The sequence below is a fragment of the Candidatus Methanogranum gryphiswaldense genome (assembly GCA_019262145.1).
In the GTDB taxonomy this organism is placed as follows: domain Archaea; phylum Thermoplasmatota; class Thermoplasmata; order Methanomassiliicoccales; family Methanomethylophilaceae; genus Methanogranum; species Methanogranum gryphiswaldense.
This window is the reverse complement of record CP076745.1, coordinates 661,848-678,092: the sequence shown is the minus strand read 5'-3', so window position 1 is coordinate 678,092 and position 16,245 is coordinate 661,848. Positions and strand designations below refer to the sequence as shown.

Annotated in this window: 10 protein-coding genes; 4 read left to right on the top strand and 6 right to left on the bottom strand. The window is 41.2% G+C overall.

Annotated features, from left to right (window positions below; genetic code table 11):
- Positions 1-223 precede the first annotated feature (223 nt).
- Both KRP56_03485 and KRP56_03480 read right to left on the bottom strand, forming a co-directional pair.
- Positions 224-2,440, bottom strand: a complete 2,217-nt coding sequence (locus KRP56_03485; GenBank protein ID UAL08318.1) for an AAA family ATPase — start codon at positions 2,438-2,440, stop codon at positions 224-226.
- Entirely contained in the window at positions 2,437-3,627 is a 1,191-nt protein-coding gene (locus KRP56_03480) for a DNA repair exonuclease (GenBank protein ID UAL08317.1), read from the bottom strand. Before KRP56_03480 ends, KRP56_03485 begins: the two co-directional genes overlap by 4 nt.
- 170 nt (positions 3,628-3,797) lie before the next feature.
- On the opposite strand from KRP56_03480, the gene KRP56_03475 reads away from it, so the two are divergent.
- The gene (locus KRP56_03475; protein UAL08316.1) at positions 3,798-5,615 is read left to right on the top strand and encodes a cobyric acid synthase; all 1,818 of its coding nucleotides are present in this window, start codon (positions 3,798-3,800) and stop codon (positions 5,613-5,615) included.
- On the top strand, positions 5,612-6,445 hold the full coding sequence (locus KRP56_03470) for a cobyric acid synthase (GenBank protein UAL08315.1): 834 nt from the start codon (positions 5,612-5,614) through the stop codon (positions 6,443-6,445). Before KRP56_03475 ends, KRP56_03470 begins: the two co-directional genes overlap by 4 nt.
- On the opposite strand, the gene KRP56_03465 is transcribed toward KRP56_03470, so the two are convergent.
- Positions 6,446-6,640, bottom strand: coding sequence for a hypothetical protein (locus tag KRP56_03465; protein ID UAL08314.1), 195 nt, complete (start codon positions 6,638-6,640; stop codon positions 6,446-6,448). It lies immediately after the preceding gene.
- A gap of 75 nt (positions 6,641-6,715) precedes the next feature.
- On the opposite strand from KRP56_03465, the gene KRP56_03460 reads away from it, so the two are divergent.
- Both KRP56_03460 and KRP56_03455 read left to right on the top strand, forming a co-directional pair.
- The gene (locus KRP56_03460) at positions 6,716-7,318 is read left to right on the top strand and encodes a hypothetical protein (GenBank protein UAL08313.1); all 603 of its coding nucleotides are present in this window, start codon (positions 6,716-6,718) and stop codon (positions 7,316-7,318) included.
- Entirely contained in the window at positions 7,315-7,959 is a 645-nt protein-coding gene (locus KRP56_03455; GenBank protein ID UAL08312.1) for a 3'-5' exonuclease, read from the top strand. Before KRP56_03460 ends, KRP56_03455 begins: the two co-directional genes overlap by 4 nt.
- On the opposite strand, the gene KRP56_03450 is transcribed toward KRP56_03455, so the two are convergent.
- Genes KRP56_03450 through KRP56_03440 form a run of 3 tightly spaced genes read right to left on the bottom strand, consistent with a single transcriptional unit; the run spans position 7,938 to position 16,099 of the window.
- Positions 7,938-10,535 (bottom strand): HAD-IC family P-type ATPase, encoded by a 2,598-nt coding sequence (locus KRP56_03450; GenBank protein UAL08311.1) that lies wholly within the window; start codon positions 10,533-10,535, stop codon positions 7,938-7,940. The genes KRP56_03455 and KRP56_03450 overlap by 22 nt on opposite strands.
- A gap of 25 nt (positions 10,536-10,560) precedes the next feature.
- A complete protein-coding gene (locus tag KRP56_03445; GenBank protein ID UAL08310.1) occupies positions 10,561-13,440 on the bottom strand; it encodes a UvrD-helicase domain-containing protein in 2,880 nt (959 codons plus the stop codon).
- Positions 13,433-16,099, bottom strand: coding sequence for a PD-(D/E)XK nuclease family protein (locus KRP56_03440; GenBank protein ID UAL08309.1), 2,667 nt, complete (start codon positions 16,097-16,099; stop codon positions 13,433-13,435). The genes KRP56_03445 and KRP56_03440 overlap by 8 nt, the downstream gene beginning before the upstream one ends.
- Positions 16,100-16,245: the final 146 nt, after the last annotated feature.

The window sequence follows — 16,245 nt, the reverse complement described above, 5'->3', positions numbered from 1 at the left end:
AACTGGGATACTCGCTCCCTTATCATGGCATGCTTCCTGCGCTTCCCATCTTTGAATACCGTTTTGTGCTTAACCGGACAGATCGCTACTGTGCGGCACGGTGTAGTACTTCCCCGCTTCCTAGCAGGGTATGTGATTGTGATAGTGAATCAGTGAACAGAGAAGATGTATACTTCCCTTGTCGCTCCATAGGGTGATGATATTTAAATCATTTTTGGTGTTTTTATTCAATATTAGCCAACTCTATCACCTTACAAGCATCGATAGACCTCATCATCGACAGTGTCTCCGCATCGCATGTGAACAATATTATCTGCATATCCTTTGAAAGTTCTACAAGTGATTTGCACGCGTTTTTCTTCCTTTCAGAATCGAACATCTGCAACACATCATCGAGTAAGATTGGAAGTGTCTCACTTCCTGACATCTCCTTGGCGATTGCCAATTTTATTGCCAGATACACTTGATCGCCAAGACCTGTACTCCATTCCTTCTCTTTCTTACCTGTGTCTCCGGACCTTACTCTTACCTCATTGGTACGAATGTCCATCTCCAGACCATACCTCTCACATGTCATTGTCCTTACCAGGTGGTCAGCCGTGGTTATCACACCTGGCTGAATGTCGGAATATATCGTGTTGCAGGCATCCTCTATCATTGAAGATGCCAATGACAGGACCGCCCATCTCTTCACTGTATTGTAAAGTTCTGTAGTTAGGAGTGTGCGCATATCCAACAGCCGCTCCATTTCATCATCTTCACGCATCGACCTGAGCTGTCTGTCAATATCCCCTATTTTCCTCTGAACCTCATTCATCTTTTCCTGAATTCCTTCCGTATCAGGAAGTTCGATTACCTGTGCTCCATTAAAATATCCGGATGATTCGATGCTTTTTTCAAGCGTATCTATCTGATAGCATATGCTGTCATATTCCTTTTTCATTTCACAGAGATCCTTAAATCTCTGTTCTGAACCAAACCTGGATAAGAATAGATTAAGATCGGATTGCGCCCTGCTCTCCAAGACATCCAACTTATCTCTGACTGTTTCCGCATCACTTATCTTCAAAGCATTTCCCAATGCATTATACAAACGATCAACGTCGATCATGAACGATGATCTTGCAAGCCCTGTCCTCTTTGCCAATATGTCAAGGTCCTTTTCAATACTCGATATATTTCCATCGAGCTCTTGGACCTTACCGTGCCAATATTCTACCTGCCTGGAATCGACCGTCTTATCACTTGAAACACTACTTTCGCGCCTTTGACCTTTCTTGAACGCTATGATGATGCATGCGACAAAAACTGCGGCACCGACTACAGATACCAAGATGTTGGATAGTAATCCAATGAAAACCGTTGCAACAAACACCATCGCCCCTAAGGCGATCAAACCGACACTCGGCCTACTCTTCTGTACCATCTCCCTTTTGACGGGCTCATTATTTATCTCTTTGATCGCATTGTTCTCATTGTCTTGAAATTCTTTTCTTTGACGTGATAATTGTACATATAGCTGTTCTTTGTGCTTCAGATCCTCGATCGTAGTACGATGTACGAGTAATATCTTCGGATCTATCCCATCTGTGGAATCTTGAAATTCATTCACAACGGAACGTGCATCTTCCGTCTCACGCTTTATATTGGCCAGATTGACCTTTAGCTCTTCATATTTTGTCTTATCGCTGTCGGTTATTTCCGCCGAAGCTGAAATCGTATCCTTTTTCTTTTTAAGCTCATCCAATTTGACCAGATTTGCAGATTGAGATCTTTGGATACTGTATGATGCTACCGCGACATCAGATTCTTTCTTCTTCTCCTTCAAATCCTCTGATATCTTTTGGAGTTCGTTCCTTTCATTGCTCTTTTCACCATACGATCCATCCAATTCCTTGGACCTTTTTACAGCCATATCGTTGTTCTCTATGTCAGAAAACAATCTGGCTACCTTTGTAGAAGAGGATTTCCTATCAACACTCATTATATCCTTCATCTCGGACTCTATATCCTCGATGACCTTCGGGAGAGACTCTCCGCCTGGAACTGTCAAGAAACGATTCTTGATCTCCCCGGAAGTAATGACCTTGGAATCTCTAAGGTCCTCAGGCGACATTGCGAACAACGACCTGTAAAGCGAAGAATCCATATGGACGATATCGGAGGGCATCTTTTCAGATCTCGCCTTTTTGCCTTCACGTGTTATCGTGAACTTATCTCCGGAAGCGATCTCAAAATCAAGTTCTCCCGAGTCTGTGGTCCTATATTCAGGATAATGATTTCTCTGATTGTCAGGAAACAACGTCCCTCTTATGAATTCCATGAAGGATGTCTTCCCTGTCTCATTCTTACCATATATGACCGTAAGTTCATCGTCAAAGTCGATTTTCCTTTCCCTCAACTCACCAAAAGATCTTATTCTCAATGAAAGAACCTTCATCTTGATCCCTCCGTCAATTTTTCTATCAAAAGGGTCTCTGCATCACGAACTAGTGCCTTTAACTCATCATCCTCGAGCCATTCTAACATATATCTGATAGACGCGGACTGCTTAGTGGAACATATTAAATTGATGAGCTGGTCCCTATCCAAAAGACTCATCTTATCCGAGGACCTTATTATCTTGGCCCTAAGGTCTGCGCCCTGCAAAAGATCGTTTCTTTCCAAAAGCGGATATGTATTGATACGAAGGTCCGCAACCCTGCATCCTGTAATGTTCTCTATCTGATCTATAAGTCCCTCTGTGCCCAGACGTAAAATGCTGTCTAAAGGACCGTGTCCGTTTATTGTAAGATTGATTATAGAGCCTTTTTTTACTGTAGAAGATATCGTATTCATAAGACCGTTTATGTCTTTTCCAGTGATGTCTGATTCTATATTTTCCCATATTACATCCTGGGTCGCGAAGAACTCAAGACCGACCATATGATCGTCCGATACACTTACTAGGTAGGCACCCTTTGGACCGGTCTCTCTCCTGTTCCTCCCTTGAATGTTACCGGAATAAACGATGCATGGGTCCTTTGACAATTCGACCCTCTTATGAATGTGTCCCAGGGCCCAATAATCAATACCTTTGTTGTACATGTCAGCAAGTTTACACGGGCCATAATCGTTATCCATTGTTACAGCGTCAACACTACAATGTATCACCGCTACTGAAAATACCCCTTCTTTTCCTTTTATGTCCTGAACAGGGTCGAATGAAGAATGAACAGAAGGGAAACTCCTTCCGACGATCTCTACATTGCCTCCTCCGACCTCGATAAAAATACTTTCAGGTTCCTTACCGAACACGTGAACATTATCTGGATATGGTATGCTCTCGGTCCAAGACATGACGTAATCATGATTACCGAGACATATGAAGACAGGGATGCTAATTCTTGAAAGTTCTTTAGAAAATCTATAACGCGTAGCTGGCGTTTCGGTGGTCTCATCGAATATATCTCCGGAGATCACCATGAAATCTGCCTTTTCCAAGAGCGCGTGGTCTATTATCTTGGAAAAAGACTTGAAAACAGCTTCTGTCATCCTTTTTCCCAATTCAGGATCTTTTCCTGAAATGCCGTATGCCCTGCTGCCCAAATGCAGATCGGCGCAGTGAACGAATTTAAAAGTGGCCACGCCCCATAATTCTACAAGGAGGTTATAAATTATACAATGGGTAGGCCGAAAGTAAACGAAAGTGAAATATGGTGATATTATTCACAGCAATATTGTACAACTTTTATCACGACACCTGAAAACTACTTATGATGATTCCGCTTATACCTTTTTACTGCAAGGTATGACAAATGGATAATATCACCAGCAAGGTCAAAGAAGAGATAGATGTCGGATGGATCGGACCCAACAAGAAATGCCCATATCATCCAAGTCATTTCACGGGACAGGACTGCACATTCTGCTACTGTCCTTTCTACCCATGCAACGATACCGATCTCGGAGAGATGACCAGATCAAAACATGATAAGGCCATTTGGAATTGTACCTATTGTCTTTTCATTCACAGACCAGAAGTAGGAAAGTTCGTCATGTCTGAAATAAAAAGACAGAACATCAACGACCCCAAAGACCCTCGCATCAAGAGCATCCTACCTAATGCCAAAAAGAGATTCTTCCATCCGGGAAAGGCAATCATGGTCGTAGGTGCCACATCTGATGCAGGAAAATCGATAACAGTGGCAGCAATATGCCGTATACTTCACAATAAAGGGTATCTGGTATGCCCCTTCAAATCTCAAAATATGAGCCTTAACTCGAAGGTCACAAGCAAAGGTTCCGAGATCGCCATGATACAGGTCCTTCAATCCCAGGCCGCAGGGCTGAAGAATCCTGATCATCACATGAATCCCATACTTCTCAAGCCCAAAGGAGAAACAAGATCACAGGTGATGGTAGAAGGCGAACCATTCAAAGACTATGACGTCGAAGGATATTACAACGAATTCGTACCTGGACCGGGCAAAGAGATCGTACGCAGGAACATAGAATTCCTCAAAAAACGTTACGACTATGTGGTAATGGAAGGCGCGGGGTCTCCCGCTGAGATCAACATATATGACAAGGATATCGCAAATATGCGTGCTGCAGAAATTGCAGATGCAGACTGTTTGTTGGTCGTGAATGTCGAATGGGGAGGTTCGTTCGCGTATGCGGTGGGTACTCTGGACCTTATACCCGAAAATGACAGAAAAAGGATAAAAGGCATAATACTGAACAATGTACGCGGTAATCCAGAATATCTAAGATCTGGGGCTGACAGACTTGAAGAGATCACAGGGGTGCCTGTTGTTGGGATAATACCTCATGCAGAACTTTTCCTACCATCAGAAGATTCCGAAGCATTTAGAGGAAAAAGTACTGTTGGACATGGTAACATAATCGTCTCCGTGATCAAATTCCCGAGGATCGCCAATTTCACCGATATCGATCCACTGTTCCTCGAGGATACGACAATAAGGTACGTAGAAAGGCCAGAAGAACTGAAAGGTTCTGATGCAATAATCCTTCCAGGAACAAAGAATACAATTGATGACCTGAATTGGATGATATCCTCCGGTATTGGAGATGAGATCAAGAAACTGAAGGGAAAAATACCGATCCTTGGGATCTGCGGCGGATATCAGATGATGGGAAAACTTCTGAAAGACCCTAACGGTCTGGAAGGAAAGGAACCAAGCAACGTAGAAGGATTGGGACTATTCAATAACACCACTGAATGGAACGAGTATAAGAAAAGGGTCATCCAGAGCGAAGGTACAATGATCTGCAACGGAGAACCCATAGTTGGTTATGAGATCCATATGGGAATGTCAGAAATTAACGAGAAACCCATATTCAAGATCAATAGATATCCGAAAGAAGAATACGAAGGTTCCTTGATTGAAAATGAAATGCTTTTTGGAACGTATCTCCATGGATGTCTGGACAAACCTGCATTCAGAAAATATTTCATGTCATTTATCAAACATGATGGGACGCCATTGGAATTGAATGATGTGAAAGATTATGATGACATACTAGAAGAAAATATAGCAAAAATGGCCTATGTTTTCGAATCTGGATTAGATATTGAAAAATTATTTGATATATTGGGGGTGAAAAATTGAGAATAATTTTTCTAGGAACATCATCCGGAGCCGGAAAAACAACTATCTCGGCACTTTATTGTAGATATCTAAGAACAAAAGGTATTAATGTTGCTCCATTCAAAGCTTCCAATCTATCCTTAAACTCTTATGTGACAAAAAGCGGCAAAGAAATAGGAATGGGACAAGCATTCCAAGCCTGGGCATCAGAGATCGAACCCACAGAGGACATGAATCCCGTTCTACTGAAGCCTTCTGGAAACAGTTCCATACAACTGATCATAAGGGGAGAACCATTCATGGACATAACAAATAATGTCCCCATGGATAGGGAAATGGTAATGAGGAAGGTAGAAGAATCTTACGACAAATTGATCGAAGAATTTGATGCCGTAGTATGCGAAGGATCCGGATCACCCACAGAATTGAATCTCATGGACAGAGACCTTGCAAACATAGGAATGCTCAAAGCACGTTCGATACCCGCGATACTTATCGGCGATATAGAAAGAGGCGGAGTGTTCGCAGCAATATATGGAACGTGGAAACTGATACCTGATGAACAAAAACCTTTGCTAAAAGGATTCATAATTAACAGATTCAGAGGTGAATCTTCGATATTAAAGAGCGGCATAGACCGCATCGAAGAACTTACCGGAATGAAATGCATAGGTGTACTTCCTTACATGAACCTAAAATTCCCTGAAGAAGATTCCATGTCAGATAAAGAAGGAAAATTGGAAGGTCAGGATATCAGAAAAGCATTCATGAACAACCTTGATGAACTGCTGCAAAAAGCCGTGGACAGCGGACTCGACCTAGATGCCATCGACAAATGTGCAACTGACTGATCATCCGCCTGAAGCTACCTTCAAAGCCTTTATGGTCATACCGTCCTCTATAGGCGTATCCATCGGTATTGGCACACCGTTTAACAAATAAAGGAATGAATCTGGATACATCTTCATACTGACCATCGCCGATTCTATGGTCATTCCCTGAATTACTTCTTTTTCTTCCTTTCCAATCCTTATTACAGCTACCATATGACCTAGTAAATATCTGCATGCATATTGCTTTTACGTTTTAATATTAAATATTTGTAAGCCATCGCTTGTGCCATGAGATTCGGGGTCCTGTCAATTATCATAATGACTCTGTTATTGGCTCCTGCCTTATGCATTGAAAATACCTCGGATGCAGACGATACATACACAGTACATTTCACGAACATTGATGGTATAAAGGTCACATTCACCAGCGGAACATCTGATGGTGAAAACACCATTCAGATCGAAAATGAAGGAACATTATCATTTATAGCCTACTCTGAAAAATACGACCTCTCAAAGTCAACTGTACAATTCTACTCTTATAACAGTGCAACAGGCGAAATAGACACCAGTGAAGAATATCGTTTCAATGAACATGAATCGCCTTATTGTTTAGGATATAGTTCGTATTTCACAATATATGGGGTGAATTCAAATATAGAAATTGTTTTCACAGATGCTATAGAATATCCTGCAGATTACGATCCCGACATTGAAACTCCTGAGGATGGTACGATCTCAAATGATACTGAGAATTCGACTCCTGGGATATCCATCGATCCTTCACTGGTAATGGCTATTATTGCTCTGATAATCTCAATCATATTCGTTATCATTTGGTATAGAGAATATATATTTATATCAAAAAAATTAGAGGAAGATGTTGTATGAGTAACCTTTTCTCATTTGATGAAACCCCCGATAATGTGGTATACGTATTAGACACGGAAACGACGGGACTTTTAGGGGCTCCGGAGGACGTTGTGGTGGACATTGGGATATGCCTGGTGGACCTAGACCATGAAACTGTGAAAGAGGTCTATTCCGCTGTAGTAGGTCATGATGTAGATTCTTGGAACGATTACAGAAAGAATGCTTGGATATTCCAAAATACAGATATGACCTTGGATGCTGTCAAAGAAGGTCTTCCTTTCACTGATGTACTGAATGATGTCAGATCGATCTTGTTGAAAAAGAATGTGACCGCATACAATACAGGTTATGATTTTAACAAATTCCTATTCCGGGAACCATGGAATCTAAGAGGCACATTCAATCAATATCAAGATATCATGCTTGCCGCCACATATGTCTGCAAATTAAAATCGATGAACTATTTTGATGATTACAGATGGCCAAAACTTGACAACGCTTACAAGATGATACTCAAAGACGAAGATCCTGCAGGAATAAACGGAAAGCAAAATCATCGTGCATTATCTGACGCAAAAATGGCATCACATATCATGATAGAAATGCATAAGAACGGAGATTATCCCTACAAAAAAGATCAATGTTTTTCATCATCTTGACCTTTTTTCTTATTCTCTTTTTCTATCTCCTTCTGAAGTTGCCTATTAAATGACTTTTCTGTCATCTTGACCATGTATGAGTTGTGTTTACTACGGTTCATAATTATTGCAATAACAAACCATACTGCCGTAAAACCAACAAATGCTAGATAGTACTGTATTGGGAAATACATTATTGATGCCAATCCGACTGATACAGCTGGAAGATTGTAAAAGATCACAACGATGCCGAGTAAGAGGAAGGCAAGTAATATCGGGAGTATCTGTCTGTTTGACTTTCCGTCACGGTTCATGAATCCAAATACAGGATAGATCAGGAAAAGTTGCAATATGCCTGCTATCACAATAAAGAACAGCATCGCATTCCTTGCCGTAACCTCAGCAAGCGTGCTCAATGTGTCAGGAGTATCTTTGTACCCTGACATATGGTCCAAGAACTCACTATATGTCGAATCTGGGAAAAGAGCATGATATGCATTCCATGTTTCTGTAAGATTTATGTCGGGGAACCAACCATTCGATATCCCGATCATGAATATCGCATAGATCACAAGTCCGAACATAGCGATCGAAACTGCCATCGGTATACTGAACCTTAAGACTCCTGGCAATATCATTTCCTTATTATCAGAAGGCTTGGCCCATATTATCATCAAAAAGGCAGCCAACGACACCGTTACAAGAGCGTAATATGTATTTTGTATTGGTAGTAAGGGCAATTTGTGGAAAATGAGCAAAAGAACACCAACCAATATTGCAAGTACGAAATTCCTGGTAAGGTACAGTCTCAGGATATCGCGCATTCCAGTCACTGTCCTTTTGCCTTCTATTATGGCCTTGGGAAGAGCTTCGAAACGATCTTCGATGAGGACCATATCTGCGACACCCCTTGTAGCTCCAGACCCACTCTGTAGTGCTACACCCACATGTGCCATCTTAATTGATTTCACATCATTTACACCGTCACCAACCATGGCGACGTATCTGCCATTATCCTTCAATATCTGTATGACCTCACTCTTTTGGTCCGGCTTCATGCGTCCAAATATATTGGTCCTTAGGACTGCGTCTCTCTTCTCATCACCCTGTAACGCATCCAACTGTTCTCCAGATATGATGTTTCTATCGCCTGGAATATTGGCCTGTGAGAACAATGCATTCACGGTCTCTGGGTCATCACCAGAAATTACTTTCAGATCCATTCCGTTATCGATGAATTTACCTATTATCTCTCTGCAATCTGGCCTTATCTCATCTCTGATATATATCAATGCAACAGGTTCCAAACTTGACATTGCTGGCACTTCATTTTCGTAAAGTTCCAAAATCTTTGCCTTGCACAGCAAAACCGTCCTTAGTCCCTTTTTTGAAAGCTGGGACACCATTTCGCCTATATCAATGTCAGATTCTATCCTGGATGTGAGCATTGGGTAAGCCCCTAATACAAGAGAATATTCTCCGGTGGATGTCCTTACCCTTACCGCACTGAACTTCCTCTCTGATGAGAATTGTATCTCATCTATGAGCTCTGCCTCGACCTTACCATACTCCTTTTCTATGGCCTTTATAGTATGATTCTTACTACCCGTAACAGAAACAAATGCCCTTATGATGTTCTTGGCCTCATCTTGGTCGATGAAATAGTCTGCACCTTCAAAGACCAGATTGTTGGTAGTGATGGTCCCGGTCTTGTCCATACACACCGTATCTACATGACTCATCGACTCAACGGAACTCGAATTCTGAAGCAAAACACCGCTATCAGCCATACGAACCGCAGCTATCATGTAAGTTATTGTTATCAACAGGAACAAAGCAATTGGAACTATATCCAATATTATAACGGATTGGATCAATGAATCCACAGCGTGCTTACCTGAAATGATATTGATTATTACCATCAATGCGAGATATATGAACGCGATTATCATCAACATCTCAGTGACAGTGGCCGTCTCTCTCTGGAGGGGGGTCTTCTTCTTCTCGAACTTCTTAGCACTGGATAGCATCTTTGATGCAAATGTGTCCTCTCCAAGTGCGGTGACCTTGTAATAACATTCTCCCGTCACACAGTAGGCACCGGAATATATGGTGTCCCCCTCGTGCTTCCTACGCGTACTCGACTCCCCGGTAAGTAATGACTCGTCCATCTCGAACGAACGACATTCCAATATGACTCCGTCCACCTGTGCTTGATCTCCGGATTCCATTCTGATGACGTCGTCCATCACTATCTTGGATGGGTCGACGTTCATCTCTGTGCCGTTTCTGACAACCTTAACAGTAGGCCTGAGAAGCAAAGCGATCTTATCCAATCTCCTCTTGGCCTTCATTTCCTGTATAGTGGATATCAGGACATTTATCAGTATGACACCAGTCGCCGCTACTGCATTTATGTATTCCTGAAAGTATATCAGGGCTACGCCAAGAATCAACAATATCAGATTGAAAGATGTAAAAAAATTCTTGAAAACTATGTCGATGTAACTCCTGCTCACCGGTGATTCGAAAGAATTGACCTTACCAATGTTCTCTCTGTCTTTCACTTCCTTGTCAGTAAGTCCATCGGGCGGCATCAAGCTATGCATCACTTTCGATTATTTATGAGTAATCTGCCAAACGCTTTCTTATGCATTCCTTTTCCAACGGATCGAACACTACTTTACGCCCTTGTGAGACATAATCTATGACACATACGGTCCTTTTACCTGTTGCCTCATGTGCCGCATGTGCATATACACTGAGTTGTATCTTATATTCCCCTTCGAACTGATCCGATACGTCCGTCTTGTAATCATGTATCTCGACCCTATCAGAGAATTCAGCATATAGGTCTATGACGCCTCTGAGAGTCACATTGATGTCATTGAAGGGAAGTGCACACTCTATCTCTGGTTCGATATAAACAGCATCCTTTACAGAATGCAATACCTTTTTGATCTCAATATTCTCTGGAAATTGAGAATACTCTGTATCAAGATTTAGGCCTCTGGCGAGAAGCTCTGCCGCATAATGGACCTTCTTGCCATATTCCATTCCTTTACCACATACCTGATCCGAACCCTCAGGAGGTGCATCATCACCTTCAAAATGAAGTATGTCGTGAACGCCCACATTCCTCCTGCGTTTCTTGAACTCATCGATCTTGGGCCTTTCGATCATTATATCGGATTCCTCATTGGATGTGCAAAAGACCTTGTTTTTTCCACACGGTGACCCAGTTGACTTTTCTAAAAGTCCATTGAAGAAAGTGGAAGGTTTGGACGCAGCGGTTATGGTCAAATATTGCTTTGCCCTTGATATTGCGACGAACAAAAGTCTTCTCTCTTCGCTATAATCCTTGGATAATGTCTTCATTATAAGCTTGGTTTTCCATGATTGCATTATGTTGGCAGTGCCTTCTGTTATTGGACACACTTCGCTTCTACTTCTTATCCCAACTGTATCGTTGAAAAAGTATTCTGAAATATCACTTCTTGTGTTTGGGAATGATCTTTGATTAAATCCCGCAGCTATGACCACTGGATACTCGAGACCCTTGGACTTGTGCATGGTTTGTATTATCACTGCCTGTCTATTCAAAAAAGAATCGACTGAATAAGTTGTTCCGCTATCGATATCTGTCTCTATCATACGGATTATATCCGATATCGTCAACAGTGATCCCCTGTGAGCAGATGAAAGTACAGAAGTTATCGTCTGAGTAATATCATTATTTAGATTATAGTAATCAAATATTGATGCGATCATATTTGTTACTCTGCGCTTTTTCGTTATCAATTCACGTCTTTTCTGTATTATCTCTGCAGGTATCACAACGGATGAACCTAGATGCGTCATCTCTTTTATCTCACAGAGAGGGTGGCCTTGATCAGCCAATATCGTACATATGCCCCAGGGATCACTGTCGTTATTGATGTATCTGAGCCAAGCGAGCAATAACTTTCCCTCTCTTGAGCCCATTATATCAACATCACCTTGGAGAAATACAGGTATTCCAGCCTTCGATGCTTTTTCATATATGGCACATGCGAGTGACGTGGCTCTGCAAAGAACGGCTATGTCTTTGTATTGGACCCTGCGAAAAGTAACCTCATCCTCACAGATCATATATCTGTCATTGTTCACATAATTCTCGATCCTTCTCAGGACCTCTTGTATCTCTTCATCAGAAGATGGAGCGCTGACACATTCTATTGCCGTGTGTTCGTCCAGATATTTTTTTGCTGCTGTGATCCTTGTGATATTTTCAACCACTACCTTCTCATCTTTGTTGCCGCGAATGTATAGGGAATCATATGCAAGATCTATTATCAACTGAGAACTTCTGTAATTTATATCCAATGACATGGGATCGCGTTCTTCGATCGAAAAAGGAATGCGCTCCTTATCCTCATTCAAGAACTTTCTCAATTTTACACCTTTATCGTAGAATCTTGTGATGTTCTCTGTAGAAACGTATCTGAATCCGTATATCCCTTGTTTCCAATCACCTACGACACATAGATTCGGTTCTTTCAAAAGCATCAACGCGATCATGAATTGATTGCTGTTGGTATCTTGAAATTCATCTACCATCAGATATCTGCAACGCATTCTCTCTCTTGTCTTATCATCTGAATACAATACCACGAAAGCAAAAGAAGATACCAGACCGAATGTCAATCTGTCGTCTATGATCGAACGTCTTAGGAATTCATAATAGACGTCGTGTAGGAGTTTTATCAAAGAAACACGATCATCCTTGATCGCAGCATCAATCATATCCTCAGACAAAGGTTCTGTCTCAATTGGCTTCTGAAACATAAAAGAATATTTTTCTGTATCTCTCAGCATATAAGTTGACAACTCATACTTGTCTTTGTTTACTTCCATGTTCAATTTGTTCAATATTGATTGCATATTGTCAAAATCGCCATAGAGTACTGTACCGCTATCTCCTCCGAACCATCCTTCTCTGATCGGGACAACACCCCTGGCCATTAATTTGTTTATTATGCCGTAAAGTTCAGAATAATGTTGACTGGCTATTGTAGAACTATCGCCGTAATCGTCGCTTCTACCAGATAAGAAACGATCCATAAAATCGTCAAAATACACTCTATTCAAAGTTTCATTCTCTACTGTCTTTGCACTTCTCGTCAATTTCTCGGAAATACCAAAAAATCTACTAACCGCTTCAGGAGATTCCATAACTACAGAAAAACAGAATGAATCAAATGTTCCAGCTCTTACATCTTTACATTTATTTGCATTATGGGAATGGATCATCTTGCCCTTTATTCTGTCTTCCATCTCTTGAGCTGCATTACGGGTGAATGTAAGAAGGATTATGTCCTTGGGGTCAACTCCGCTGTCTAAGATGTTTATGTAACGTTCCACGATGGTCTTGGTCTTCCCAGTACCTGGGCCTGCATCTACTACTATCATGCCGTCCAACTGGTTTGCTATCTTCGTCTGGGACTCGTTGAGTTCATTCATCAACATCCTCTCCCTCATCGGCCTTTGCAACTAACATGGTACATACTTTAGCAAAATTACAATTTGAACAATCCTTACACGGATCTGCAGGGAATTTCGATATGGTCATCAACGATGCGGCAAGATGATCCGAATCTACTCTATCCAAAAATTCTAAAACTGTATCTCTGGGTATTATCAATTTATCATCATTGCAGAACATATTCCCTATTGTATTCTTAACGACCTTTCTTATCGCAGTCGCGACTGCCTTTAGATTTGAATCGGTTGACCTCATCCCTACTGCATTCATAACAGAGTTCTTCAGAGACAAGTTGTTGTCCCAGTCCTCTCTGGTTTTCCATCCATACTCAGATAATGTATCGATGAATGCATCCCATGCTTGAAGGAATTTCTCGTTGGATTTGGATGTGAATTCCTCCTTCAAAGAACAATCAGAACTGTGTATGTATTCATCGAATGTCATATCAATGAATTCAATAACCCTTACATTCAACATAACGTCGAAATTCTCATCCAGTATTGAATCCTTCAACCTATCCTTTACGTAGAATTGATTGAACCTGCATGGGAGTCTACCCGTGGATTGATGCAACAATGCAAGATATATCATCGGTTGGAATTCCGGATGATCCTTTGGAAGAGCCATTTTGTCCCTTATTTCTCTCAATTCACAAGACTTGCCTGTTTTGTAATCTGTAATTGTGGTACCGCTTATCAGATCGAAATTACCAAACAAAGGATTAATGGATGATCTGAATTCTGTCTCTGTTGCACTACAATAAAGATCGCAATCTTCCATGACCATGAGTTCGTTTGGATATTTACGATCAGAATTCTTACGATCCAATATAATATTCTTTGGAGCTGCCTTGTCCAAATAACGCATGACATTCATCATGCTTGCACACATATCGGTTCTGTCGATCCTCACCATCTGCTCGCAAGATATCCCGGAATATCTTTCCTGTATAAGATCCAGATAATATTCCAGACCTTTCTCCTTGACCATCTCAGGATAACATACATAGAGCTCTGCGAATTCGTGAATTATACTGCCAAAGACCGTATATTCGGAATCCGGGGTCTTCATCATCTCACCGAACATGTATGCGCGCGGACACTGACGGAATAGATTGTAAGTACTTTTTGAGAATTTCCAGTCATACACTGGAATACGGTCTACAGGGTCTTCCCCTTTCTCAGAGAATTCCGTCTCCTTGACAATATACCATGGCCCTTGTATCAACCCACCCTCTTTACTGCAAACATCTTTGAAACTCTCTATGACCCTATCGCGATATATCTGTTCAAAAGAACCACATGGTTTTGCTGGTTTTCCCCCTCTCATGTAATTAACTGCGTATATTCTTGAAGTGCCTTGTTGTATTAACGAAGAAAATCTAAGAAGATCCTTTTCAGACTCGGCTTCCCTGTCAATATATTCTTTACCAATTATATTGAGTGACCATTCCGGCCCGATTCCTACAAAGATAATGAACGGCCTGTCTATATAGACGGAATTATTGCAATTCACAAGCAAGACTCCTTTCTTCTCCTCAGCTGGAATCTGTTCATTGTGATGCAGATCCGATACATTGTTTACAGCATAAACAATTTGATTGACCAATTTGGTTGTGACCTTTTTTTCGGTCATGATCATTTCATCCAACAATATCTTCACTTGCGGCCTTTGAACAGGATGTACAATGGCATTCATCACTTCGCCGAATGTCATCGAGCGTATGTTCTTCATTATGTCGACCAATTTCAAAGCAACATCATTCTTTATGTTCTGAACGTTTTTTGAGAGAAGATATTCATCCTGTTTGGACTTTACATATCCTCCATAATTGGAAAATATCTCCCTTATGTGTTTGACCCTTAATGTCTCATAACTCAATGCCAATGAGACGAACTGTATGAAATCCCTTATTTGAGAAAGGTCTCTTACGGCCATAGTGTTCTTGAATGGTAATCCCCTTCTGTACAACGCTGCCCTTATGGCATCGGCGACCGGACCTTCAGTATCCAATACGATGGCAGTGTCCTCGACCATTTCAATAGTAATCAATTCCACAATATTGTCCGCTATCTGGCGATCGTTACCTATCTGATGGATCTTTTCGATATCATAATCACCATCCTCGAACATATCGACATCTTTGAACTCCAAAGGAATGAAATGCTTATCCAGATCGTCGAAGAGATCCAAACCGATAATAGCAATGTTATTTCTTCCCGTATAGAATTCACTGTGTGAAGGATCGTAATTGGACATGACCTTCTCCACTGTAGGCAATGCATTGAATGAACGATAGACCTCCTTTGCCGATTTAGAATATAGATAATTCTCCGGATTTGCCCTATATCTACGAATGGTGCGAATATTCTCCAACTCACCATGAATATACTTAAAATCAAGGCCAGTCTCATCAGCGATCGCTGAAATGAGCTTGAGATCCCCTATCACGCCTCTTCCAAGAACACGAACAGAATCTCTACCTGCTATCTGTCTAGGAGTGTATGCGAAACTACCTATTCTTGCCTTTTGCACCCTTGCATTTAAAGCCGTCGCCAGCGGTGCGTCATTGGTGATAACGAGGTCACAATCCTTGACCTCCTCGTAAAGTTCATCAATGCTCTTGGCCTTTCTCATGATGTCTGCAATATCCTTGTCATTATAAAAACTGAAAGTTGTAATTATTGTAACAAATCAGTAATTATGATCTCTTCTCTGAATAATGGGATGCTTTCATCTTTTGTTGGTCGAATAATATATTTTTATATATTGGATGTATATTC